Origin of the sequence: Streptomyces sp. KR80, assembly GCF_052245555.1 — a bacterium.
Taxonomy (GTDB): Bacteria; Actinomycetota; Actinomycetes; order Streptomycetales; family Streptomycetaceae; genus Streptomyces.
Genome location: NZ_JBQQCD010000007.1, coordinates 225,091 through 247,473, shown reverse-complemented (window position 1 = coordinate 247,473; position 22,383 = coordinate 225,091). Strand labels below are relative to the sequence as shown.

The window sequence follows — 22,383 nt, the reverse complement described above, 5'->3', positions numbered from 1 at the left end:
GTGCATGGGCTCAGCCGGCGACTGGGAAATCACCTGACTTCACGCCCGATATGAACTCGCTCCATGCTCCGCTGGTGAATACCAGGGCGGGACCGTTGGCGTCCTTGCTGTCACGAACGGGGACGATGCCAGGGAAGCCGGAGGCGACCTCGACACAGTCTCCGCCATCGGGGTTGCTGTGGCTGCTCTTGCGCCAGATAGCAGCGCTCAGGTCCGGGGTGGTTCGCATGGCGTCCAGTCCTCCATCGCCGCTCGAATCATCGCCTCGGAGTCGCGAGGCGAGAGGGCCATGGCCCTGAGGAGATCGTAGTTTTCCCTGCGCCTCGCGACCGCGTCTCGGTCCTCGATGATCGTCCCGGCCTGGCTTCCTTCCACGTAGGCCACCAGCGGCTCGTCGGGCACCGTGTAGAGATTCAGTGCCCCACCCGGCTCCGGATGCTCGCCCGCGGTATACGGCAGGACCTGGAGGGTAATGTGCGGCGCTGTCCCACGCTCGATCAGGGACAGCATCTGATGGTGCATCACCTCGGGCCCGCCGACCGAGCGACGCAGGACCGCCTCGTCGAGGATGAACCAGCAGCGCGGCGGTTTGGGGGCGTTCAGCCGCTTCTGCCGGTCGATTCGGGCCTTTACCATCGCCTCGATCTCCGCGTCCGGGGCGTACGGATGCCCACAGCGCAGCCACCGCTCCGCTGTCTCCGGGGTCTGAAGCAGACCGTGAACCGTGGCGCTCACGTACGTCTCGATGACGGCGGCCCGGCTCTCGATCTCCATCACCCGGCGGTACTTGCCAGGGAAGGGCTCCTTCCGCGCGAGGGCGTGGAGGCAGGCGAAGAGCCCGTCCGTGCCGAAGCAGGCATCCAGCTTCGCCGGCAGGTCGTCGTACGGCAGCGACTCCGCGGTCTCGATCCGTGCCAGATGCGACTTGCTGTAGTTCAGCACCTCGGCGAGCCGCCTCAGCGACATGTTGGCCTTCTCCCGGTGACGACGGACCTCGGCACCGAACAGGTCACGCGCCGAGCGGTCCGGGGAAAGTCCACGCGGTTCGAACGTCATCGGTCCACCTCCCCTGTCCCACGACGGAGCGTGGGACAGCAACCCTCTGTCGATCGTAGCCAGCACAGGGCAACCATGAGGGCACACACGGTGATTGATCGTCCGCGTGCGGCGGACGACGACAGACCCCGGCGGCCGCTGCAACGGCCCCGGGGCGTGGCCAACGCTGAACAGGAGCGTCGACATGACACAGCGTATTGCCCGATGTCTCGCATGGGTGCGGGCCTTCTTCGCCTTCCGCACCCGCGAACGGCATGAAACCGGCCCCCAAGCCCGCACATACCGCAGCGCCCGCAAGCTCGTCGTACGGCCCTGGGACCCTCCTCACGCCCCATGGGCCCGACGGAGGCGGCCCGACCGGCCGATCGACGGCGACGCGACCGTCATGGTGCGCCCGTACCTCGTCGCGGAGGAGCAGCGGCAGCGGCGCAGCGCCCTGCTGCTGGCGACGGTGGGCATCGACGCGCCCGGTCCGTACGTGATCCACGGCGTGGAGGTCGCCTGATGCACGCCTCCGACCGACCCTGGCCCGTCCGTATGTGCGTCCGCTGTCAACGGACAACGACCGCACCGGTCCTGGTCCGCGAGATCCACAGCAACAGCGGCCCCGGCTGGAACGTGTACGCCTGCCCGGACTGCGCGCCGCACATCCCGCCCGCACCGGACCCGCTCGAAGTCCTCGCTGCCCTAAGGCGGTACCGCGGCGACAGGCGAGGCGATGAGCGCCCGTGACTAGAAGACCCGCACGGACCGCTTGACCAAGTCGGCGAGACGCCAAGCACAAACACCGCTGGGATGTGGGCGGACCGCCCGAACCCCGGCGATGTTCCACGTGTCGATCAACGACGACCGAGTGTGCGCAGGTCATCGAGCTCTCCGCAGATGAGGATGCGATCGGGATCTGACCCGCAGTGATGACTGCCTCACTGGATGCGAGTCCTTCCGAACAGGCTCATCCCTTCATCGCGCCCGTGGCACTCGACCGCTACTACGCCTGCTGCTGCGCGAGTACCTGCCCGATGATGCGTGCACCGTCGGTGAAGGCCCCGGGGTTCGGGCCGGAGTAGTTGAGCCGGAGATAGGGGCCGGTGGGTTCGGCGGGGAACCACTCGTTACCGGGGGCGATGATGACTCCGGCGGTTTCGCAGTCCCGAACGAGCCGCACCAGATCGGTGGTATCCGGGAGCCTCACCCAGAGGTTCAACCCGCCCTGGGGCACCGCTTCCAGATGCGCGGTGGGGGCATGATCCCGGAGGGCTCCGATGAGGAGGTCTCGGCGGGCGGCCAGCTGGTGGCGGAAGCTGCGCAGATGGGTGTGCCAGGCGGGTTGGGTGACGACATCGAGCGCGACGGCCTGCAGCATGCCGCTGACATACATGGATTCGGCTTGGGCATCGGCGAGGATGCGTTCGCGGGCGGGACCGCGGGCGATGATCCCGGCGATACGCACGGCCGGGGACACGCTCTTGGTCAGCGACCTCAGGTAGACGACGTGCCCGCTGTCGTCGCGCGCGGCGATGGGGGCCGGGTCGATGGTGATCCCGAAGTCGTGCGCCCAGTCGTCCTCGATCAGGAACGCCCCGTACTGGCGCACCGTGTCCAGCACCTGATCGGCCAGGACGGGCGACCATTGAGCGCCGGTGGGGTTGGCGAAGTTCGGTTGGGCGTAGAGGGCGCGTGCCCCGGTGTGCTCGAACGCGCGGGCCAGGTCGTCCGGGTCCGGTCCGCGGATGCCGCTGGGCACGGGCACGACCTGCACGCCTGATTGCGCGGCGGCGAGGATCGCACCCCAGTAGGTGGGCGACTCCATCAGCAGCGGCCGGCCCGCACCGACCAGTGCGCGGAAGGCTGTGTTGAGCCCGCTCTGGCTTCCCGGGAGGATGACCGCATCGCTCAGCGCTGGCGGCGCGACCCCGACCGGGGCGGCCTTGCCGAGTTCGGTCGCGAACCACGCCTGCAGTTCTGGAAGACCGGCGGCCGGGGACCTGCTGACGGCTGCATCACGGCGCGCGGCGCGCGTGAACGCGGCACGCACCAGACGCTCGGGCAGCAACTCCCGATCCGGGTAGCCCGAGTGCAACGCGACCACGTCATTCGGCACGGTACGCAACGCGGTGGACAGCTGCGGGATGCGGTTCTGCGGTGACCCGAGCGCGGCGGTCTGCCATCCGTAGTCGTTCGGGCGGGCAACGCGGATCGCGCGCACGAAGGTGCCGACACCGGGACGGCTCTCCACCATCCCCTGCGAGGTCAACGTCCGCAACGCCTTCTGCACCGTGACGGGGCTCGCCCCGTACTGCGCCACCAGCGCCCGCGTCGACGGCAGCTTCGCACCCGGCGGAGCCGCCGCGATCCACTCGCGGAGTCCCGCGACGATCCGCGAACTGCTATCGTTCGACATGACACGGAACAGTAGCGCTACTCTCGCAGAGGCGCCAGTGCTATCCCCGTCGCGTGCCGGCCTCCGGTGGGGACTGCTCGGGGTCGCGGCGTTCTCCTTCACCGTCCCGTTCACTCGCGTCGCCGTCGAGAGCGGCGGGATGTCGCCGCTGTTCATCGGCTCCGCCCGTGCGGTCATCGCCGCGCTGCTCGCCGCCGCGGCGCTGGCGATCACGAAACAGCGTCTGCCCCGCGGCATCCAGTGGAGCCGCCTGGCGATCGTCGCCGGTGGCGTGGTCGTGGGCTTCCCCGTACTGACCTCCTTCGCCCTCACCACCGCACCGGCCAGCCACGGCGCCGTCGTGATCGCCCTCCTGCCCGCCGCGACCGCGGTGATGGCCGTGCTCCGCGGGCACGAACGGCCCCCGACGTCGTTCTGGATCACGGCGACCGTGGGCGCGATCGCCGCCGTCGTGTTCGCCGCGTTGCAGGGCGGCGGGCTCAGCGGGCTGCACTGGTCCGACCTGCTCCTATTCGGCGCCGTCGTCGCAGCAGCGATCGGCTACGCGGAAGGCGGGCTCCTCGCCCGCGAGCTCGGCGCCTGGCAGACCGTGTCCTGGGCGCTCGTGCTCTCCGCGCCGCTGATGATCGTCCTCACCGGCATCTCGATGGCCCAGCAGGCCCCGAGCGACACCCCGATCGAGTGGGCTGCGTTCGCCTACCTGGCCGTGGTGAGCATGTTCCTCGGCTTCTTCGCCTGGTACCGCGGACTTGCGATCGGCCCGATGGCGCAGGTCAGCCAGGTCCAGCTCGTCCAACCCGTGATGAGCATCTGCTGGGCTGTACTGGTCCTGCGCGAGCAGATCACTTGGCCCACGATCCTCGGCGGCATCGCCGTGATCGCCTGCGCCGGTATCGCCGTACGCACCCGGTTGGGCCCCGCCGCGAGTGCAGGTGCGAAGTAGGGACAGCCGATGTCTCCCCGCTTCCGTGCCGCCTCGCCCACGCCGGCTACTGATCCGATGCCATAGCCGACCAGGGAGACCTCCGCCGTGCCTGGGCGACCCGCCGGCGCCATTCGCTCCGGCACCCGGCCTCCCCAGCCGACCCGCAAGGACTTTGGCCCCCTCCACGGCACGGCCACCGCCCCACCAGGAAAGACCCACCGACTCGAGCATGCCGTGGGCGACGCCGTCGAGTGAGGGTGAAACATCCCGCCGGCGCGCTCGGGCCATTCGGCAGGACCGGCCCAAGCCACAAACGCCGAGGTAGTTGCCGGATCCGGGGCGATGGGGCTCAGCCGATGGCGATTCTGGGGTGGTTGGCCGGCTTGATCCAGGCCATGATCCGATCCATCGTCGCGCGGGGGACCGAGACACAGCCCGCTGTGGCCCCCCGCCCGTTGACGTGCAGGAAGATTCCAGCGCCACGGCCGGGGACGGCCGGCCACCGGTTGAAGTTGATGACGAGCGCCCTGGCGTACTGCGTCGGGTAGTTGATGAGATGTTCGCTGCCGCGCTCGCCTTCTTCGGTCAGCGGGAAGTCCGCGCCCTCTTCGGTGTGCATCTGGTTGTAGAACTTCGACTCGGGGTCCTGGACCCACCAGTGGCTGTCGTTCACCACGGTGTATGGCATGGCGGTGCCCCCGGACTCGACGCCGAATCCCTCAGTGATGGTGTACGTGCCTGTGGGGGTGGTGTAGGTGCTCTGCTTCCGGGTCGCCCCGTCGGTCACACCATTGGAGCCGACACGGCCCGCCGTGGTGCTGAACTGCGCCTTCCAGCCTGAGGAGCCCTTGGCCCACGCCGTCACGGTGGCGTACGAGCCGCCGGCTTTGACGGTGATGATCTGGGTCGCGTTGCCGACCGCGACCGGTACCGGGAAGGAGGGAGCCGGGGGCGGCGCGGTCGCCGCCTCGGTGGTGGTCCCGGACTGCGCACGGCTGGAGGGAGCCGTGGTCTTCTTGGCGGTGCGCGAAGCCGAGGCGCTGGGTGAGCTGGAAGGGCTCTTGGAAGCGGCGGCGCTGGGGGTGCCCTCCTCGGGGGTCTCCGTCACTGTGATCGAGTCCGAGCCCTGGGCTGGATTCTGGCGGTCGTTGGGTCCGCACCCGGATATCACCGCCAATGCGCCGAGGACCGCAGTGGTGACCAGAACCTGTCGGGGTGGGACCTGCACGCTGTGCTCCTTGCTCGGGATCATGGGTGGTAAACGGGCACGTCGAGATGGCCGAAATGATGGGTGCGCATAAGCGTTCCGCCGCGCACAGAACGGGACGGTGACATGGGGGATCACCGCGCCTACTGCCCCCGAGTGCCACACCAAACGACCGTGGCCGCGGGACATCACATGCCGCTGCGCCGAGGTTCTAGCCACCGCGCCACAACAGGGTCAAGGCCACAGACAATCAGGACAGTTGAAGGGCAGATTGAGGTCGTACGGCATCGAGCCGCTCAGGCAGCTCCGGCCTCGTCCACCTCGTGGGCACGACGACGGCCATGGAGCTGCAGATACAGCTGCTGAACGGATTCCTCGGGCCCGAAGTCGAATCGGTTCGCCACCTTGCCGAGCGGGTTCCACACGCGTCCATCGGGCATCCGGATCCCAACGGGTTGGGCAAACAATCTGCGTTGGGACGCATCGAAGTCGACCCATACGGCGCCCGCCCGGCGGACCAGGACCTCGCCGACGTATGCGCCGAGGCCGAACAGGGTCCGCTCCACGCGTTGACGCTCGGGCTTGCTCTTGCGCAGGCCGTCGACGATGAAGTCGACGACGCGGAGGCTGGCGACCGAGTAGTCAAGCGGCAGGCGGTTCCTGGCCGTCAGCTGATTCACGAAGCCCACCGCGTACCCCCGCATCCCGGCTGCCCCAGGCATCCATTCCGCCTCTGCGCCCATGAGGTCCCCACCCCTTCGTTCGGCCATGAGGGAGTGCGCGTCACTCCCACCTCACCAAGCGGAATCGGGGTTCCGACCATCACGCGTCAACGCTGTGCCCACTATCACAGAAAGGGATCGCCCCCTCTCTACAACCATTTGCCCACCTCGAGCGTCCGGCGGGCGACGAGGGGCGCGTACGGTCGCGACATCCGCAGAATGCGTGAATCCGCCAGGGTGGCAGCGGGTGTTGCGGGCGTTTTCCCCAGCCACCGTCAGGTGACTACTTCTCCGTGCAGCAGTTCCATGATCTCGTCCGTAGTCATCTGCGTCTTCGCCGTACCCCGGAGCCGGTTCGCCGCCAGCTGACCTCGCGTGGGACTGCCTTGCCGTCGCATGAGACACAGCTTGCCGTCCTCCACGACCACGTCCAGCTCGTCGCCGGGGCGGAGCCCGAACTCATCACGGATCTCCGCTGGGATCGTCACCTGCCCTTTGCTGTTCAAGCGCATCTCGCGACCACCCTCCGTATTCCGTGTTACGCATACCACGGCATACCAGCAGGTCCGCACCCTCCCGCCAGACCGTGACCCGACCCCCACCACCCGCGCGGTTCGTTGTCGAAGACCCACACCGCGCTCAGGAGTGCCGCCGTGTTGTGAACGGCCGCCTGTTCTAGTCGTCGATCAGAGGCCAGGTCTGCCAGGTCAGATCCAGGCGGTGGTATGCGTCGTCGAACCAGGCGTCGACCAGCGGGACGGTCACTGTCACCGTTGTCAGCGACATCGAGTTGTCCCTGATCGTGACGTGCGCCCGCTCCTCGCCCACATCACGCTCGATGAACATCTGGGGCCCACGTGTGTCCTTACTCCACGCGATGTCCTGACCGGCGTCGAGTGCGTCCAGGGCCTCCTGCCACTGCTGCAGCTCCTCCGGGAAGACCGAGGTCGTGATGCTTCCACGTACGAAGGGGGTATCGACCAGGATCTCTCCGGCCAGTACGGTCGCGGCTGATCCTTCCCGGCGTACTTTCCCAGTGATCCTGAGGATGACGCTATTGCCCTCGCCCTCCAGGCGGATCAAGTCGATCAGTTCGTCAGCCACCGGTGCCCCTCCCGACTCCCATGTGTTTGCAGGGACACTAGCCACCGATATGTACACACGCGTGACCCAAGGTGGAACGGTCCCTCCCGCAGCACACGCTCATCGGCGGCGGAACCTGAGTGGCCGTGTCCGAGGAGTGAGTTGACCGTTGTCCGGGCCTTGGGCACTTCGCCGTGGGTCGTGCCAGACGACTTGTGGGAGCGGATCGAGCCGCTGCTGCCGAAATGGGCGCGCCGGTGTCGCTACCCGGGCCTTGCGCGACCTCGAGGGACAGGAATCGCGCCGCCCGACAGGAATTGAGGCGATACGGGTCCAGTCGACGGAGGCGCTCGGCAATGTGCATCGCATCGCGGTGAGCCGGGGCGCACGCCTGCCGCAGCCTCCTCCGACGGCCCCGACACCGTAGACGGCCTGGAGGACGAGGAAGTCGAGCGGGACAGCCCGTATCCCGTCGCCCGCCGCTCCAGCGATCAGGTGGCTGCTCTCCGGGCCAGGCAACGGACCGGAAGAGAGGTCGACCCACGCTTCGTCTCGGTTGTCCGCGCGATCGTGACGTTGCCCATGCCTGCTGCTCACCGGCCCCGCATGACCACCCTGCTGCCGACCAGCCGGTCGTGCATGCCCTGCCTCTTCGGACTGAGGCCCATCACCGTCATGTTGGCGATTAGGAACACCGTCACCGTGTTCAACACGAGGTTGCTCAGGTGGCGCACCAGCGCGGCGCCGTAGGAGAGGCGTCCGCCATCGGCGTCGCGGACGACCTCCATCCCGAGAAGCCGCTTGCCCACAGTTCCACCCCACCGCGACACACTCAGCGGCGAATACAGCACCAGGAAGGCAAGCGACCACACCGCGGCCAAGGGCAGCCAGGCGTCACCTGCCGAGGCCGCCTCGAGGATCCATTCGAGGGCGATCAGCGGCCCCAGGATGACGGCGATGCCGAGCGCAAGGTCGATGAGCACAGCCGCGCCGCGCCGCAGGACGTCGGCCGGGGAACCGGGCTGCGAACGGGATCCGACAACCATCCAGGGGTAGGGCTGAAGCGGACCGAGGTCGTCGCCCGATGACATGCGTCCGAGCATTTCTTATTCACACTCACAATGGAATAGCCGACCTTGACTGTCACAGGTTGGCGCAGCCAGGGCTGGCTGTGGAACGCGGAGGCCGAGGTCGCATCCTTCGCCGCCGGTCTCACTCGGCTCTTACAGTGATGGTGCGACTCGACGATTCCATCAGCACCTACGCCGGCCCACCTGGAACCGAACCATCTAACGACGCCACTCGGTAGGGATCAGGATACTGTGTCACACGACGCGCCCAGCTTCTTCATACACAATTTCCAGATCAGGCCACGCGGGATTAACCCTAGGTGTTCCCGGAGGAAGTGCCGGTGCGAGCGCCTTAAAAACCTTCCTCTGATTCTCAGGCCCGTATCCTGAAAGGGACGGAGTGGCACACAGCACCAATCCGCCGCCCCTCGAAGTAACGACATCGGCGAAGGCTCCCGATCGGGCCAGGGACTCTTGACCACCCAGGCGATCGGCGACTTCCTGAGGGCAGACTGTGATCCAAGAATATCCGCGAAGACATCTCCGCCCTTCTCGGTGTGAAGTATAGAGATTACGCCTCAGACCCCGATCAAGATCAGTAGAGTTCCTTTGATCCGTCCTGCTGACAACACCGAAGAGTGGATTCAACTCACCCCACGGAGCCGTCATCAGCGGGAGCCAAAGTTGACGGGATGTGGAATCACAATCTGAATGCACTTTCGTGACCGGAATGTCACAGGAGTACTGCAGGACATCATCGCCCGAACTCTCCACACCGACACGCCCAAGAGGCAGCTCCTGACCATCCGGCCCACGCCTGAACAGCCCCACGTTCACATAGTCTGCACTGGACTCCAGGGCATGCTGGACATCCCTCCATACGTCTCGCGGCTCGATCTCTCGTGTGACGGAATCCCCCGATTCCCACGAGACGGCCATGAAGGCCACTCCTCGCGCCGGGGGAAGCGAGTCCGATCCCGCGGCAGCAGAGATGGACTCAGCTGCTGCACGGAACCACCCCTGGGTGAATTCCATACTGGGGGCACTCCTCTCCACCTCCCACATGGAGAAGACCCAGTCTCGACTATCTTCCACTTGATCACCTTTCAAGACCAAGCTGCGGCCGACCTGAGACTGGTCGGCCGCAGCCATGTGATAAAGGGCTTCAGCGATTTCGCAGGAATCCTGCCTCAGCAAAATCTACACGACGCCGAATCAGCACGCTCCGCCCAGGACACAGGCTGGCCCTCCACTGAGGATACTAGCCGCCCATCCGAGGAATGCGGCGAGGCCGAGGCCAGCAGCCGCCTCAGGTGCATAGCCTTGCGCGCCAGGAACAGGTGATCCGTACATTCCAGTGGCTGAGGGCGAGGGTGTGGGCTGCGGAGACTGTGTTGACCGCGGCATGGGAATACTTGTCGGCCCTGGACTCGGATTGGGTGTGGCACTAGGCGTGGCCCTCCGCCGCTTGTCACCACCGTAGAACCTCATCCCCGGATATCCGGCCTCAGACCATACGTCCTTCCACCCCTCTCGGGAGAATACGGAGCCTCTGGCCAACGAGGGCCCCGCCTCGACCGTTCGATTGTCCCCGATGTAGTCGTTGAGATACTTTCGAAGTCCGTTAATGTAGCGCCGAAGATCCTTCGGGCCGTCTACACGGCCATACCCGTCTTTCTTTCCATTGGGCTTGACTTCCCAAATGAAGACCTCATCCTCACCCCAGAGGATCACATCTGCGGCGCCAGCATTACCCGTGCCATTGCCGCTCGCACCGGGAATTCCATTGGCGATAGTACCGCCCGTGCCGATATCCACTGTCACGTACCCGTTCACCCCGCGGGCTGCTGCCCACGCTTGGGCCATGTAGCCGCTCTGGCACACGGCAGCGTCATGACCGCTCATGCCCGCCGTACCACCACCACAGGCAGACTGAACATTTGAAATGCCCTGGTTTCGCTCCAAGCTGGCTTTCGCGGCGGGGTCCTTACTGGGCTGGTACGTGCCGTAGGTTCCGTTGCTGCCCGAGCAGTAGTTGGGGTAGCAGCTCTCGTGGCCGTCGAGTTCGATGAAGCTGGTGGGGTTGCCGCCGGTGAAGGCGTAGCGGTTGCCGGTCATTGGGTCGGCGCCGAGGTTCATGTCGGCGAGGGCGCCGGTGTACATGTCCCGGGTGGTGAAGCGGTTCAGGCCCGGGTTGTAGTCGCGGAAACCCATGTCGTAGGTGCCGGACTTGGCGTCCCAGCGCTTGGAGTTGAAGCGGTAGGGGTTGTAGGCCTCCTTATCCGGGTTGGCCGTGTCGGGCTTGTCGATGCCGGTGAACTCGGATTCGTCGTCCTTGCCGTAGGCGGTGTAGCCGTAGGTGGCCTTGGTGTCGCCGGTGGACGTGGTCAGGGTTTCGACGTCGGTGTGGCTGTTGTAGCCGTAGTAGCCGTCTTCCTTGGTCCCGTCGCTGTTGTGCTTGATCTGGGAGAGGCGCTGGCCCCAGGGGCTGTACTGGTAGGACTTGGTGACCTTGCCGGCGACCTCTTCGTCCAGGACCTCGCCGGACAGGCCGAGGTAGTCGAAGGTGGTGGTCTTCTCGCCGGTCGCGCCGGCGTTGTCCGTCTTGGTCGCGGTGCGGTCCAGCGGGTCGAAGGTGTACTTCGTGGTCTTCGTGCCGCCGGTGTCGGTGAGCTTGGTGTGCTCCACCACGTGGTCGAAGCCGTCGTAGGTGCTTCGCTCGACGACCTTGCCCGCGCCGGTCACGGTGTCCAGGCGGCCGAAGGGGTCGTAGTTGTAGGAGAAGCCAGTGCCCGAAACCGAAGCCGACAGCAGGCGGTTTCGGTCGTAGGTGTACGTGCTGGTGACGCCCTTGACCGTCTGACTGATGACGTTGGCGTTGTCGTCATGGACGTACGTCTCGGTGCCCGCGCCATTGCCAGTCTTGGTGACCTTCGCGATACGGCTCGCCGGGTCGTAGGTGTAGTCCGTGGTGGAGGAGAGGTACGCCGTGTTGTTGTCGGCGTTCATCTTCTTCGCTACGTCCTGGGCCTTGTTGCCGTTCGGGTCGTAGGCGTAGGTGTGCTCGGAGACCAGGGTGCCGTTGGGCTTCTTCTCGACCTGGGTCTTGAGTTGGCCGTCGAGGAAGTACGTGTAGTCGACGGTGTTCTTGTTGCCCTTGACCTCCTGCAGCTTCTGCCCGCGGTCGGTGTAGGTGAACGCGGTGTCCTTCGGTGTGGTGTCGGTCGGGCTGTCGCCCACCGAGACCTTGGAGACCAGGTCGCGGAGGTCGTACGTGTACGCGGAGTACTGGTCCGGGTTGGTCAGCGTCTTCGTCAGACCGTTGGCGTCGTAGGTGTAGGAGGTGGCCTCCTTCACCAAGCCCGTGGCCAGCTCCTCGACCTTCTGCACCTGGTTCAGGCCGGTGTAGCCGATCTTGTACGCGTCGATCTTGGCGCTCGAGGAGCTGTCGGCGATGTCGGTGAGGTTGCCGTTGACGTCGTAGGTGTAGGAGAAGGTCCGCTTCTCGTTGTCGACCTCGCCGGTGGTGTCGCGCACCAGCTTCATGCCGTCGGCCACCACGACCCCACCGCTGTTCTGCGCCAGGGTGACCTTGTGGCTGTTGCCCTTGGCAAAGCTGTACGAGCCCAGCGACACCCAGGTGCCGGTGTTCTTCGTCTGATCGACGGTCTTGTCGGTGGTGGTGTCCGAGCCGAGCGCCGTCTTGTGCGCGATGGTGAACTTCGCGCTGGTCGACGCACCGGTCACGGACGGGTACTTGGCGTAGACGGTGTAGGTGCCCTCGGCCGGGACGTTGAGGTTCCAGGTGAAGGAGTCCGTGCCCGTGCCCGCCGCGTGCTTGTGATGGTCGTAGCCCTGCTGGCCGTAGGCGTCACCCTTGGTCCACGTGCCCGTGGAGGAAGTGTTCTGCGAGTCCGAGTTGTCGACCATCACGACGTGCTTGCCGACCGGGACGCCGTCGTCCGACCGCGACTTCAGCTTGCCGTCCGGGTAGTACCCCCACGTCATCGTGCGGTTCGAAGACCCGCCGGCCGAGGTCAGCGTACGTGCGGTCTGCTTGCCGATCTCGTTGTAGTCGTAGGTCGTGACGATGTCCCACGGGTCGGTCGAGGACTTGACTAGACCGTGGTCGAAGTAGCCGTACGTCGTGTCGTTACGGACCGTCTGGCCCTCCGACGGGGGCGCCGACACCTTCGCGACACGGCCCACCGCGTCGTACGACGTCTCCGTCCACACCTTCTTGTTGTAACGGGTGTCCGCCGGGTCGTACGGCTGGATCTGCCTGCTCGGACGGTTCAGCGCGTCGTACGTGGTCTCCGAGATGAAGTCCTCCGCGTTCGCGGTCTCCACACCGCGCGGCGAGATCACCTTGGTGCGGTTGCCGACCTGGTCATACTCGAACTTCGTCGTCCGGTACGTGATCGTCGAGGTGCCCGAGTGGGGGACCTTGACCTCGGTCGGCTTGCCGCGCTCGTCGTAGGAGATAAGGGTCTTGTTGCCCTCCTGATCGGTGGTCGAGACGACGAAGGAGTCCTTGTTGTACGCCCGCGAGGTCGTCTTGCCCGCCGCGTCCATGACCGTCGTGACCCGGTGGTTCAGGTCGTAATCGGTCTTGGTGGTGAAGTCGGTGGTGTCCGCGGTGGCGTTCTTCTTCGGGTCGACGACCTTGATCGGGTTGCCGACGCTGTCATAGCTGTAGGAGATCTTGTCGCCGGCCGCGTTGACCACGTCCGTGAGCTGGTAGATCTCGTCGTAGGTGTTGGTGGTCGTGTAGTCGTCCGGGTCCGTGGAGGTGGGCAGGTTGCCCTTGGGCTCGGTCGTCTTCAGCAGGTTGCCGACCTTGTCGTAGGTGTAGGTCGACTTCCGCTCATCGGAGGTCAACGAGTCCTTCGGGGCCGTGGCCGCGGAGATCTGATCCGCCGCGTCGTACACCGCCGTGGACACCGCGCCATTCGGCGCCGTCGCCTTCGTGACGTTGTCGTTGGCGTCGTACTCCGGCGCCGGGGTGGTGATCAGGACACCGGCGTCCTGGTCCTTCGGCACCGTGCTCACCAGCGGACGGCCGAACGTGTCGTACGTCTGCGTGGTCTTCTTGCCCAGCGCGTCGATGGCCTCCAGGACCTGGCCGCGCTCGTCGTAGACGTACGTCGAGGACTTGCTCAGCGCATCCGTGATCCTCTTCGGGTAACCCGTCGGACCGAAGTCGCTGTTCGTCGTCGCGTTGCCGTTGGCGTCCGTCGCCTTGGTCAGCTGACCGTACGCGTCGTAGGTGTACGTCGTCGTGTAGTCGCCAGCCGTAGTGGTCGCCACGCCCTTGGGGTCGGTGACCGAGGTGAGGTTGCCGAAGTTGTCCGTGTCGAACTGCCAGGTATGGCCCTCAGGAGAGGTCTTCCTCCACAGGTCCGCGGAGTAGCCGTCGGCACGGGTCTGGTACTCGAACTTGGTCGGGTTGGGGTAATCACCGGCCTTCGCCGGGTCGCAGTAGTAGGTCGGGTTGAATGCCACCGGTGCCCACGACTTCGTGGTCTCCGCGTCCCACTGGCGCAGCGGATAGCCGGTCTTCTGGTCGTAGCAGAACGCGGTCTTCGCGCCATTGGCTTCTTCGAGGTACGTGACGTTGTTGTCCGCATCCCACGACATCTTGGTGGTCTGCGACTTTGCGTTGGTGACCTCGACGGGGCGGCCGTAGTCGTCCGTCACATGGGTGGATGCGTTCGCCTTGGCGTCCGTCACCTTCGTGTCGATGAACTTCGCATTGCTCGCGTGGGCCTTGTACAGGAAGTTCGTGTCGCCGCCCAGACGATCGCTGATGGTCTTGGTCCACCAGTGGTACTTCGGGTCATCGGTCGGCGGCTGGTTGTACGCCAGGCTGGTCGCGTTGCCGCGCGGGTCGGTGACCTTGACCAGCTTGACGTTCTTCATGCCCTGCGTGGCGTCGTACGTGAAGGTGAACACCTTCGGCTGCGACGAGCCCGCGCCGTCCGTCAGCTTCGTCAGCAGCGCATTGTCCGAGTACTCGAACGTGAGGGTGCGGCCCGAGATGTCGGTCATCGACTGGACGTGGTCGGTGACCTTCGGGAAGGGCGCCTCGCTCTTGTCGAAGTAGTCGACGGTCAGCGTCTGCCGGCCGGCCGGGTCGGTGATGTACTTGAGGAACTTCGTCGGCCTGTGGTTGGACTTGCGCTCCTCGTAGCTGTACGTCTGCGTGTTGCCGTTCTTGTCGACGACCGACGTCAGATAGCCGTCGCAGCCGAACAGGAACCGTGTGCCGTCAGGGCGTGTGAGCGTCCAGGCATCCGGTATCGGGTCCTTCGCCGGAGTGCAGTCCAGGCCCGCCTTGGCAGCCAGCTTGTAGTGAACGCCGGCCGGGGCCTTCCACACACTGTTGGTGGAGTCCCAGCGGAAGGTGTGCGTGGTGCCGTCCCCGTCCGGGAGGCGGATCTCGGTGGGGTTCGGCTTGGGGTGGAACTCCAGCGGCGCAGTCAGCCGGATGGGTCCTGCCGCCTGGGCCGACCAGCCGTGGCCCAGCATCGTGTCGGAGGTGTCGAGGGAGTTGTAGGCCAGGCGGGCGAAGGTGTTCAGCCCACGGCCCGGGTTGCTGAAGGCGTTGTACGACCAGACGCTGTTGCCCGAGGCCAGGTTGTTCATGACCGTCGAACCGGCGCCGGTGTTCTTGCCGGTGTAGGAGTAGAACTTCTCCAGGCCCAGCTGGTCGGAGGTCGGGTCCTCCACCGCCACGTTCTGCTTCAACGGCTGGATGGTGCTGTTGGTGGCGGACAGCCAGGTGCCGGTGGAGACCTTGCGGATGTCCCAGCCCAGCACGTACTCGGTGCGCTTGTTCTTGTTCCCCGTTTCCGAATTGGTCGGGGTGCTGACCTGCGCCTTGATGGTGGTGGACTTGCCCGGCGCCAGCGCCGGGATCGCGGTCTTCAGCTGGTTGCCGCCGGTGGTGTGGTCGGTTCCGTCGGGCAGCTTCCAGGTGTAGGACAGCTCCCGCTCACCGGCCGCCCACGCGGAGCTGGTGGTGTTGGTGACCGTGAAGTCCACCGTGTATGTGGTGTTGGGGGTCATGCGGGCCGGGGTCTGCGGCGCGTGATACGTCGACGCGGTGGTGGAGTCGACGTAGATGACCCGCATCAGCGGACCCAGCTGGTAGTCGGACGCCTCCGACGACAGGAACCGGGTGTACTCCTGCGGCCCGCTGGTCGTCTCGTCCTTGAGCTTGATCAGGGCGCCCTTGTTGTTGGCAGGAGTGCTCACCCAGGACTGCATCATGGAGGTGGCGTCCCAGTAGTGCCGACCCAGATCAGTCGTGATTCCCGGCACGGTGTCGGAGACGGTCGCCGAGAAGTCACCACCGGCGGTGGTCCAGTTGGTGAGGGTGTCCGCCTTCGTCCACGTCGCCGTCTCCTCGTCGAAGCCCCGGGTCAGGGCGTGCAACTCGTAGACCGCGCCGTTGAACGCACTTGTCTCCGTAGCCCACATCTGCAGCTGGGACTCCAGGACCGTGGCTGTGGGTGGGATGCCGGTGGTGGGGAACTTCAGGACGGATCGCGTCTTGCCGTAGGTGTCGTCCTTGTTGCCGACCTCCAGCCAGGTCTGCCCCACTCCGTCCACGGGCAGCTTGTCGAGATTGGTGGTCGACTGGGTCGAAGAAAGCGTGGTGTCGGTGACGCCCGCGTCGGTGCCCTGGATGAGCTTCATGGTCCGGCCGGCCTTGGGTATGCCCACGGTCCGGGTCGGCGACCCGAGCAGCTGCCCGTCCTTGGTCTTGACCGCAATCTGGTAGAAGTACGACTTGCCGATCTCCCCATCGAGGTAGCTGTCCGGTGTCGGGACCGCGGTGGTGTCCGTATAGCTGGTGGCGCTCTTGTCGATCGGCGCGATCAGCGTGGCCGCCGACGGGGTGAAGGCCTGCTTGGTGGAGCGGTGCAGCTGGTACTCCACGATGTCCGCACCCGCGTCACCGGTGGTGTTGCTGTACGCAGGCCACGACAGCTCAGGGCCCGTGCCGTGCACCACCGTCGGTGACCGCAGCGACGTACCCACCCGCCCATAGGTCACCGTCAGCCGCGGAAGGGTCGACGTCTCGCCGCCGTAGTAGCCGTCGCCCGCCTCGTAGCGGGGGCCGCCCTTCGGTGCGGTGGACGACTCGCTGCTCGCCTTCAGGACGAACCCGTGGTTGGCGTAGGTGCCGTCCACCCACTGCTGCACGGTGTCCTTGACGGGGAACTTGTGCCACTGGCTGTACTCGCCGTTATTCTTCCAGATCTGGGCGGGGTTCACCAACCGGACCGCGTCCGCGGTGACAGCGGTCGTGGCCGAGGTGTCACCGAGCACGACCTTGCCCGCCGTGCCCTTCGCGAACGACAGCTGCGAGCCGGTGCCGAGCGTCTTCCAGACGCCGCCCGAGCCGACGCTCTGGTCGACGGTGTAGTTCGCCGTGCCGCCGTCGTAGGTCACCGTGTACGGGGCGTTGGTGGCCCGGTCGGTCCAGGGAATGTAGTGGGCGTCGACCCGGTACGAGGCGGTCTCGGGGACCCTCGGCTGCCAGGTGTAGGTGTCGCCCGACACGCTGTCCTTGTTGTAGCGGTAGTCCTGCCCGACCGCGTACTGCGTCAGGGACGATCCGGAGGCGGGCCAGGTGCCGACGGCAGCGGTCCCCACATCACCGTCGTCGATCTCCACCGTCGTGCCCGACAGCTCACCGACCAGCGAGTTGGTGTTGCTCCAGGTGGCCGTGGTCTCATCCCACGCCCCGGTCGCCCGGTGAGCCTGGATCAGCACGTCGTTGGCGCCGGTGGTGTGCGCCTGGTCGAAGTACATTTCCAGGCGGGCCGAGTCGACCTTCACGCCTTGCGGGATCTCGGTCAGCGGAAACTTCAGCAGCGACCGCGCGATACCGACGTTGGTGACCCCGGCCGACAGCTTCCAGCTGCTGTCGAAGTTCGTCGACGGCTGGTCGGAGAGGACCATCGCGTCCTGCGTCTCCGCCTCAGTCTGCGGCGTGATCGTGATCGTCGGGTCGATCACCACCGGGTACTGCCGCTCCTTGGACGCCAGCCACTTCGCGTCCGGCGTCACCGTCAGCCGCCAGTCGCTGCCGTCCTTGGTGAGCTTCTGCGTCACCTTGTGGCTGTAGGGGTGCCCGTACGGCGAAGACGTCGCCTTCGCGGCATCCGTCATGTACGCGGGCGGGATCACCAGCACGGGCTGGCTCGACTGGCCGTAGAAGGCGATCGACCCGTTCTTGCGGGCCTTCGGCCGGAGACCGTCGGTGTCCAGCGTGAAGGTGAAGGACACCGGCGAGTCCGGGCGCTCGGCGAGGGTGATGTTCTCCTTCACCCGGCCCGGGCCCACCGTGTACGACAGGTCCGCGCCCGCCGCGGCGTGCTCGTACGTCACGGTGTCGCCCTTGACCCGCGGCTTCAGCTCCTTGCCCGCCGCGCCCTCGAGACCGATGGTCACCGACCGGCCGCCCTCGGTCGCGAAGCGCATCAGCCGCTTCGCCTCCGATCCGAAGTAACTACGGCCCGAATTGGAGGTGTTGGCGAAGTCGAAGCCCTTGGCCTTCGCCCTGCGCACTGTCGTGTCGATCGATTTCCAGGACTTCCCGGACCGGTACGAGGTGGGAACAGCCGAGAGCTCGGCCTGGACCCGGCCGTCGGAGAGCTGCCAGAACCGAGCAGTTTCCGTGCGCTTGGCCTTCAGCTCCTTGACCCGCTTGGCCTTGCGCTCCTTCTTACCCTTCGGGAGCTTCTCCCGGTCGGCGATGCCGAGCTTGGGGTCGCCCGGCGGCTTCGGCGCTTCGTCGTCGTCGGACAACCAGTCCTTGACGGTGTCAACGATGCCCTTGCCATCGCCGTCGTTCCCGGAGGCCGGGGCCGCGTACGCCACCTGCGGCAGCAGGCTCGTCCCCACCGCCGATATCACCAGGCAGGCCACCAGGCGTCTGTACCGAGCTCTCACATCGCCCTCTCTCCCGGCGGCCTTTCCCGCGCCCGCTGCTCACGCGCGCGCAAAAGGCATGCCGAATACACCGCACGGAGGATTCCGAACGGCCTTGATCGGACCGGCGTCAATTCGGCATGCCAAGAGAACGCACAGCGACGCGTCTCCAGGCGAAGCCCCTGGCCAGGGGGTCCGCCAAGAGAGACGTCACCGCGCACCAAATGTGCCGACCGACGCGGTGGCGAGGTTTCTAGCCAGCGCTCTGACCCGGTGTCAACCACCTTCACTTAACGGACATGTGGCGACATCACCAAGGGGGTGACATGGCAATCGCACGTGCGGTATAACCCTCGGGCTCAGCCTCGGGGGTGCACATTCTCGGACGCCGAGCAGACTCTCCAAGGGAGGTTCGAGGCAATGCGTACGGGAATCGCGGCGAATTCCATGGCGGCAGTAATCGCTTCGGCCATCGGTATCACGCCGGTTCCCGTGCTCTCTCCACATTCCGCATTCGTGCCGGCCCACACCGACGGGAACTTCAAAGGTGGCACTTTCGCCTGACTCGTCGTCCCACCAGCTCGCCCATCGGCAGCGGCCTCGTCCCCTGAACCACCCCTCCGACAGGAGCAACGTCCCATGCCCGACAACCACAGACCCGCGCAGCAGGACTCCGACGAGACACGGCGGACGGAGCCACCGGCGCCGGGGGAGTCGTGTACCGAGGTGCAGGACGAGGCCGAGAGCAAGCAGGGCCCCGTCGCCGGCGACGTGCCATCGGAGGAAACCCCGGACGAATCCCTGGGGGAGGCGCCGGAGCCGGACGTGCCGCCCCGTACGCGCTCGCATGTGCTACTCGTCCGTGTCGGAGCCCCGTTGGCCGCGCTCGCAGCGGCGGGTGCCGCCTGGGTCGCCTTCTCCGGCCCCGAGGACTCCGACAAGCCCAAGGTCCCGACGTACGCGGTGGTCTACACGGTCTCCGGTTCGGGCACAGCGGACATCACCTACGCGACCGGAGGTGGCCTCGACGGGAAAGGCGGGGAGGTCACCGCGGTCGAACTGCCCTGGACCAAGAAGGTCCCCTTGCCTCAGGACGGCACGCAGCCTCACGTGAGCGTCGTCCTGGGCGCGAAGGGCGGGACCGCGCAGTGCACCCTGACCATCAAGGGGCGGCATGTCCAACGCTCCACCGCAATGGGCAAGTTCGGGCGCGCTACGTGCAGCGCCGAATCGCTGCCATCAGCCACACCCGGGGCCGCACAGAGTGGCGACGTCCTCGCGCCCTGACGATGCACAAGGTCGCAGGCAACGGCGTTGCCCGGCCGGGCGCCTCCACGCCGCCGGGGGGCGAATGCCCAGGGGCAGCCCCCCGGGGGAACCGGCGCGCTACCGGCGCCGGTCGAGCCGGTCCGCCAGCCTCTTGAACTCCGGCCAGCCCAGAGCCGGTCTCCGCGGATCCCACAGCTTCTGGGAGACCGCGCGCAGCGGCAGACGGATGCCCCGGGCGACCTGGTCCTGGGTCTGCGCGTGCGCGATGTCGGACCAGACGGCGAACCGCCCGCCCGGCACCTGGCGCGGCCCGGTGGGCGAGGACGTCACGGCCTGGGTGCCGCGCAGGACCGCCGGGTTCCACTGCTTGTAGATACGCTCCCCCGTCGGGTAGACGAACTGATTGGGCTGACCGAGCACGTAGTAGAGGTACTCGTCGTTGAGGTTGACGACGGTACGGCCCTCGCGCAGATACTCCGCCGGCTTGCGCGCCCCGATCTCCTTGCCCGTCCAGTACTCGACCTCGATGCGCTTGTCCGGGGCGACGACGCCACCGGCGAAGAAGCCGTCGTTCCAGGCCTTGGCCCGCTTGCCCGCCGCGCGCACCACGGCCGCCCGGTCGTTCAGCCAGCCGGTCGCCAGGTCCTGCACGCGCGCCTTCGGCCCGAACTTCGCCCGCGCCGCCGAGGCGAGCCGGGGATAGGACGCCTCGGGGTTCTTCGCCATCAGCGCCCGGTACTCGTCGGCGCCGACGTGCAGGTACGGGCCGGGGAAGACACCGGCGTACTCGCGCAGCAGGTCGTCCACGATCCGCGCCGCCCGCGGATCGGCGATGTTCACCGCGCCGCGCGCGGGTGTGCCGGAGGCGCTGGTCAGTTGGAGTTCGGGGTGGGCGCGGAGCACGGCGCCGAGGTGGCCCGGCGAGTCGATCTCGGGGATGACGGTGATGTGGAGCCGCTCTGCGAGGTCCAGGATCCGCCGCAGCTCGGCCTTGGTGAGGTGCTGCCGGGAGACGATCTCCGGGTGCGAGGAGCTTTCCAGCCGGAACCCCTGGTCGTCGGAGAAGTGCAGGCCCAGCTGGTTGAGCTTGAGGCCGGCCATCTCACGCAGCCGGGCCTCGATCCAGTCGGCCGTGAAGTGCTTGCGGGCGATGTCGAGCTGGAGGCCGCGCTGGGGGCGGTCGGGCCGGTCGTCAATGACGCCCTCGGGGACTCGGCCGCCGGACCGCAGGGTCTGGAGGACCGTGCGGGTGCCGTAGAAGACCCCCGCGTCGGCCGCGCCGGTGATCCGGACCCGGCCGTCGCGCGTAGTGAGCCGGTACGCCTCGGGGCCGCCGCGCTGCCCGGGACCGAGGACCAGCTCGACGTCGCCCTGGCGCGCAGGTGGCTTCGCGTACTCGGCGCCCAGCTCGTCGGCGAGCATCCGGGCCTCGTCCGCGAGCGGCCCGTCCGGGGCCACGACGCGGCTGTCCGGGCCGGGCTTCCAGCCGGGCCCGGTACCCGGGTCGTACGCACGGACGGCGGGGATGGTCCGAGGCGGGGAGGACCGTGGATGCGTGGTGGGGGTGCGACCCCCGGGTGCCCTGCTCACCGGCGAGCGGTCGTCGTCACGCGGATGCCCGTCGTCGCCGTTCGAGCACGCGCCCAGGGCTGCGGTCAGGACCGCGGCCGCGGCGACCCAGGAGGCCCACCGCCCCGGCCCCTGCCTCGCCCGCTGCCCTGCCCGCACCGTCGTCCCTGCCAACCCTGCCGCCTCTGTCGCACACCGCACCACCGCAAACCTCCCATTCAAGGACGAAGGTAAGCCCCCGCTTACGTGATGCTGTCCATCACGCGCGCGAACGCACTCCCGTACGGGTGAAATTCACGAATCCGTCGAACAGCGGCAGGCATACCTGGTTACGGTTGCATCTCACTCGTACCTCCTGCCCTACCTCTCCCTCTCCTGGCCCGTTAAGCACGGAAATGCAGGGGAAACTCAGAGGAGCCCATGCCGACCAGCGACACTCCGGCCGTCCCGCCGCGGGGGTTCGCCACTCAGGTTCCCGGGGGCGCCGGCGGCCTGCCCGCACAGAGCCGCGGTGGCATCCCTCCCTCCGGCCTGGACCGCTTCAACGCCGCCTCGCCGCCTGCCGTCGAGGCCGCCCTGCTCGCCTGCTGCGGCAGCCGCCGCTGGGCGCTCCGGCTCGCCGCCCACCGCCCGTACCCCGATGTCGACGCCCTCCTCGCCGCCGCCGACGAGGCGAGCTACGACCTGACGCCCGCGGACCTCGCCGAAGCGCTGGTCCGCGAAGCCTCCTCCGACCTGAGGCAGCGCGGACCGCACGGGCAGTTGCTCGACAAGCCGGCCGGATCCGCGGCGCAGACCGCAGTCCAGACCGCACTGCGCGCCGCCCATGCCGCGTACGAGAGCCGCTTCGGGCACGCGTTCGTGATCTGCCTGGACGAGCTGCACCCCCACGAGTTGCTCAATCACGTCCTCGTCGGCATCCGTGCACGGCTCGGCCATGAAGTGGAGCAGGAACGATCGGTCACGGCCGACGAGCTGCGCCGGACCGCCCGCGGGCGACTTGTCCGCCTCGTAACGGACCATCCGGAATCGCGCTCTTTCGAACCACCTGATAGCCCGTACGTGCCTCTTTGATCACACCTTGGCACCCCGGGCGGGTGAACCGACAACCCGTCGCTACGATGGCCAGGGCC

The 22,383-nt window shown here is 66.9% G+C and carries 14 protein-coding genes; 4 read left to right on the top strand and 10 right to left on the bottom strand.

What is annotated here, in order from left to right; translation table 11 throughout:
- Positions 1-10: 10 nt before the first annotated feature.
- Together ACTWQI_RS13640 and ACTWQI_RS13635 are read right to left on the bottom strand one after the other, a co-directional pair.
- Complete coding sequence (locus ACTWQI_RS13640) at positions 11-229, bottom strand: DUF397 domain-containing protein (protein ID WP_443270240.1); 219 nt, start codon at positions 227-229, stop codon at positions 11-13.
- Complete coding sequence (locus ACTWQI_RS13635) at positions 208-1,056, bottom strand: helix-turn-helix domain-containing protein (protein WP_443270239.1); 849 nt, start codon at positions 1,054-1,056, stop codon at positions 208-210. The genes ACTWQI_RS13640 and ACTWQI_RS13635 overlap by 22 nt, the downstream gene beginning before the upstream one ends.
- 184 nt (positions 1,057-1,240) lie before the next feature.
- Between ACTWQI_RS13635 and ACTWQI_RS13630 the strand changes: the two genes are divergently transcribed.
- Complete coding sequence (locus ACTWQI_RS13630) at positions 1,241-1,561, top strand: hypothetical protein (protein ID WP_443270238.1); 321 nt, start codon at positions 1,241-1,243, stop codon at positions 1,559-1,561.
- A gap of 483 nt (positions 1,562-2,044) precedes the next feature.
- Here the strand turns inward: ACTWQI_RS13630 and ACTWQI_RS13625 are convergent, their stop codons facing one another.
- Entirely contained in the window at positions 2,045-3,457 is a 1,413-nt protein-coding gene (locus tag ACTWQI_RS13625; RefSeq protein WP_443270237.1) for an aminotransferase-like domain-containing protein, read from the bottom strand.
- Positions 3,458-3,494: 37 nt separating this feature from the next.
- On the opposite strand from ACTWQI_RS13625, the gene ACTWQI_RS13620 reads away from it, so the two are divergent.
- Positions 3,495-4,400, top strand: coding sequence for a DMT family transporter (locus ACTWQI_RS13620; protein WP_443270235.1), 906 nt, complete (start codon positions 3,495-3,497; stop codon positions 4,398-4,400).
- Positions 4,401-4,731: 331 nt separating this feature from the next.
- Here ACTWQI_RS13620 and ACTWQI_RS13615 read toward each other — a convergent pair whose 3' ends face one another.
- The 6 genes from ACTWQI_RS13615 to ACTWQI_RS13590 form a co-directional block, all read right to left on the bottom strand.
- Positions 4,732-5,610, bottom strand: coding sequence for a L,D-transpeptidase family protein (locus ACTWQI_RS13615; protein WP_443270233.1), 879 nt, complete (start codon positions 5,608-5,610; stop codon positions 4,732-4,734).
- Positions 5,611-5,885: 275 nt separating this feature from the next.
- On the bottom strand, positions 5,886-6,311 hold the full coding sequence (locus tag ACTWQI_RS13610; protein WP_443270232.1) for a hypothetical protein: 426 nt from the start codon (positions 6,309-6,311) through the stop codon (positions 5,886-5,888).
- A gap of 275 nt (positions 6,312-6,586) precedes the next feature.
- A complete protein-coding gene (locus ACTWQI_RS13605) occupies positions 6,587-6,823 on the bottom strand; it encodes an AbrB/MazE/SpoVT family DNA-binding domain-containing protein (RefSeq protein WP_443270231.1) in 237 nt (78 codons plus the stop codon).
- Positions 6,824-6,986: 163 nt separating this feature from the next.
- Positions 6,987-7,415 carry a DUF5959 family protein gene (locus tag ACTWQI_RS13600; protein WP_443270230.1) on the bottom strand — a complete coding sequence of 143 codons (429 nt, stop codon included), beginning with the start codon at positions 7,413-7,415 and terminating at the stop codon, positions 6,987-6,989.
- Between the two features lie 572 nt (positions 7,416-7,987).
- A complete protein-coding gene (locus ACTWQI_RS13595; RefSeq protein WP_443270228.1) occupies positions 7,988-8,485 on the bottom strand; it encodes an RDD family protein in 498 nt (165 codons plus the stop codon).
- A 1,194-nt stretch (positions 8,486-9,679) separates the two neighbouring features.
- A complete protein-coding gene (locus ACTWQI_RS13590; protein ID WP_443270339.1) occupies positions 9,680-17,440 on the bottom strand; it encodes a golvesin C-terminal-like domain-containing protein in 7,761 nt (2,586 codons plus the stop codon).
- A 1,611-nt stretch (positions 17,441-19,051) separates the two neighbouring features.
- Between ACTWQI_RS13590 and ACTWQI_RS13585 the strand changes: the two genes are divergently transcribed.
- Positions 19,052-19,699, top strand: coding sequence for a hypothetical protein (locus tag ACTWQI_RS13585; RefSeq protein WP_443270227.1), 648 nt, complete (start codon positions 19,052-19,054; stop codon positions 19,697-19,699).
- 99 nt (positions 19,700-19,798) lie between these two features.
- Here the strand turns inward: ACTWQI_RS13585 and ACTWQI_RS13580 are convergent, their stop codons facing one another.
- Entirely contained in the window at positions 19,799-21,424 is a 1,626-nt protein-coding gene (locus ACTWQI_RS13580; protein WP_443270226.1) for a beta-N-acetylhexosaminidase, read from the bottom strand.
- A gap of 246 nt (positions 21,425-21,670) precedes the next feature.
- Between ACTWQI_RS13580 and ACTWQI_RS13575 the strand changes: the two genes are divergently transcribed.
- A complete protein-coding gene (locus ACTWQI_RS13575; RefSeq protein WP_443270225.1) occupies positions 21,671-22,324 on the top strand; it encodes a 2-oxo-4-hydroxy-4-carboxy-5-ureidoimidazoline decarboxylase in 654 nt (217 codons plus the stop codon).
- Positions 22,325-22,383: the final 59 nt, after the last annotated feature.

Excerpts from the sequence above, each read along its gene's own strand:
- ACTWQI_RS13635 (WP_443270239.1), bottom strand. The coding sequence starts at position 1,056 with ATGACGTTCGAACCGCGTGGACTTTCCCCGGACCGCTCGGCGCGTGAC.
- ACTWQI_RS13595 (WP_443270228.1), bottom strand. The coding sequence starts at position 8,485 with ATGTCATCGGGCGACGACCTCGGTCCGCTTCAGCCCTACCCCTGGATG.
- ACTWQI_RS13625 (WP_443270237.1), bottom strand. The coding sequence starts at position 3,457 with ATGTCGAACGATAGCAGTTCGCGGATCGTCGCGGGACTCCGCGAGTGG.
- ACTWQI_RS13610 (WP_443270232.1), bottom strand. The coding sequence starts at position 6,311 with ATGCCTGGGGCAGCCGGGATGCGGGGGTACGCGGTGGGCTTCGTGAAT.
- ACTWQI_RS13575 (WP_443270225.1), top strand. The coding sequence starts at position 21,671 with ATGCCGACCAGCGACACTCCGGCCGTCCCGCCGCGGGGGTTCGCCACT.
- ACTWQI_RS13640 (WP_443270240.1), bottom strand. The coding sequence starts at position 229 with ATGCGAACCACCCCGGACCTGAGCGCTGCTATCTGGCGCAAGAGCAGC.
- ACTWQI_RS13605 (WP_443270231.1), bottom strand. The coding sequence starts at position 6,823 with ATGCGCTTGAACAGCAAAGGGCAGGTGACGATCCCAGCGGAGATCCGT.
- ACTWQI_RS13585 (WP_443270227.1), top strand. The coding sequence starts at position 19,052 with ATGCCCGACAACCACAGACCCGCGCAGCAGGACTCCGACGAGACACGG.
- ACTWQI_RS13630 (WP_443270238.1), top strand. The coding sequence starts at position 1,241 with ATGACACAGCGTATTGCCCGATGTCTCGCATGGGTGCGGGCCTTCTTC.
- ACTWQI_RS13590 (WP_443270339.1), bottom strand. The coding sequence starts at position 17,440 with ATGGTCCTCTCCGACCAGCCGTCGACGAACTTCGACAGCAGCTGGAAG.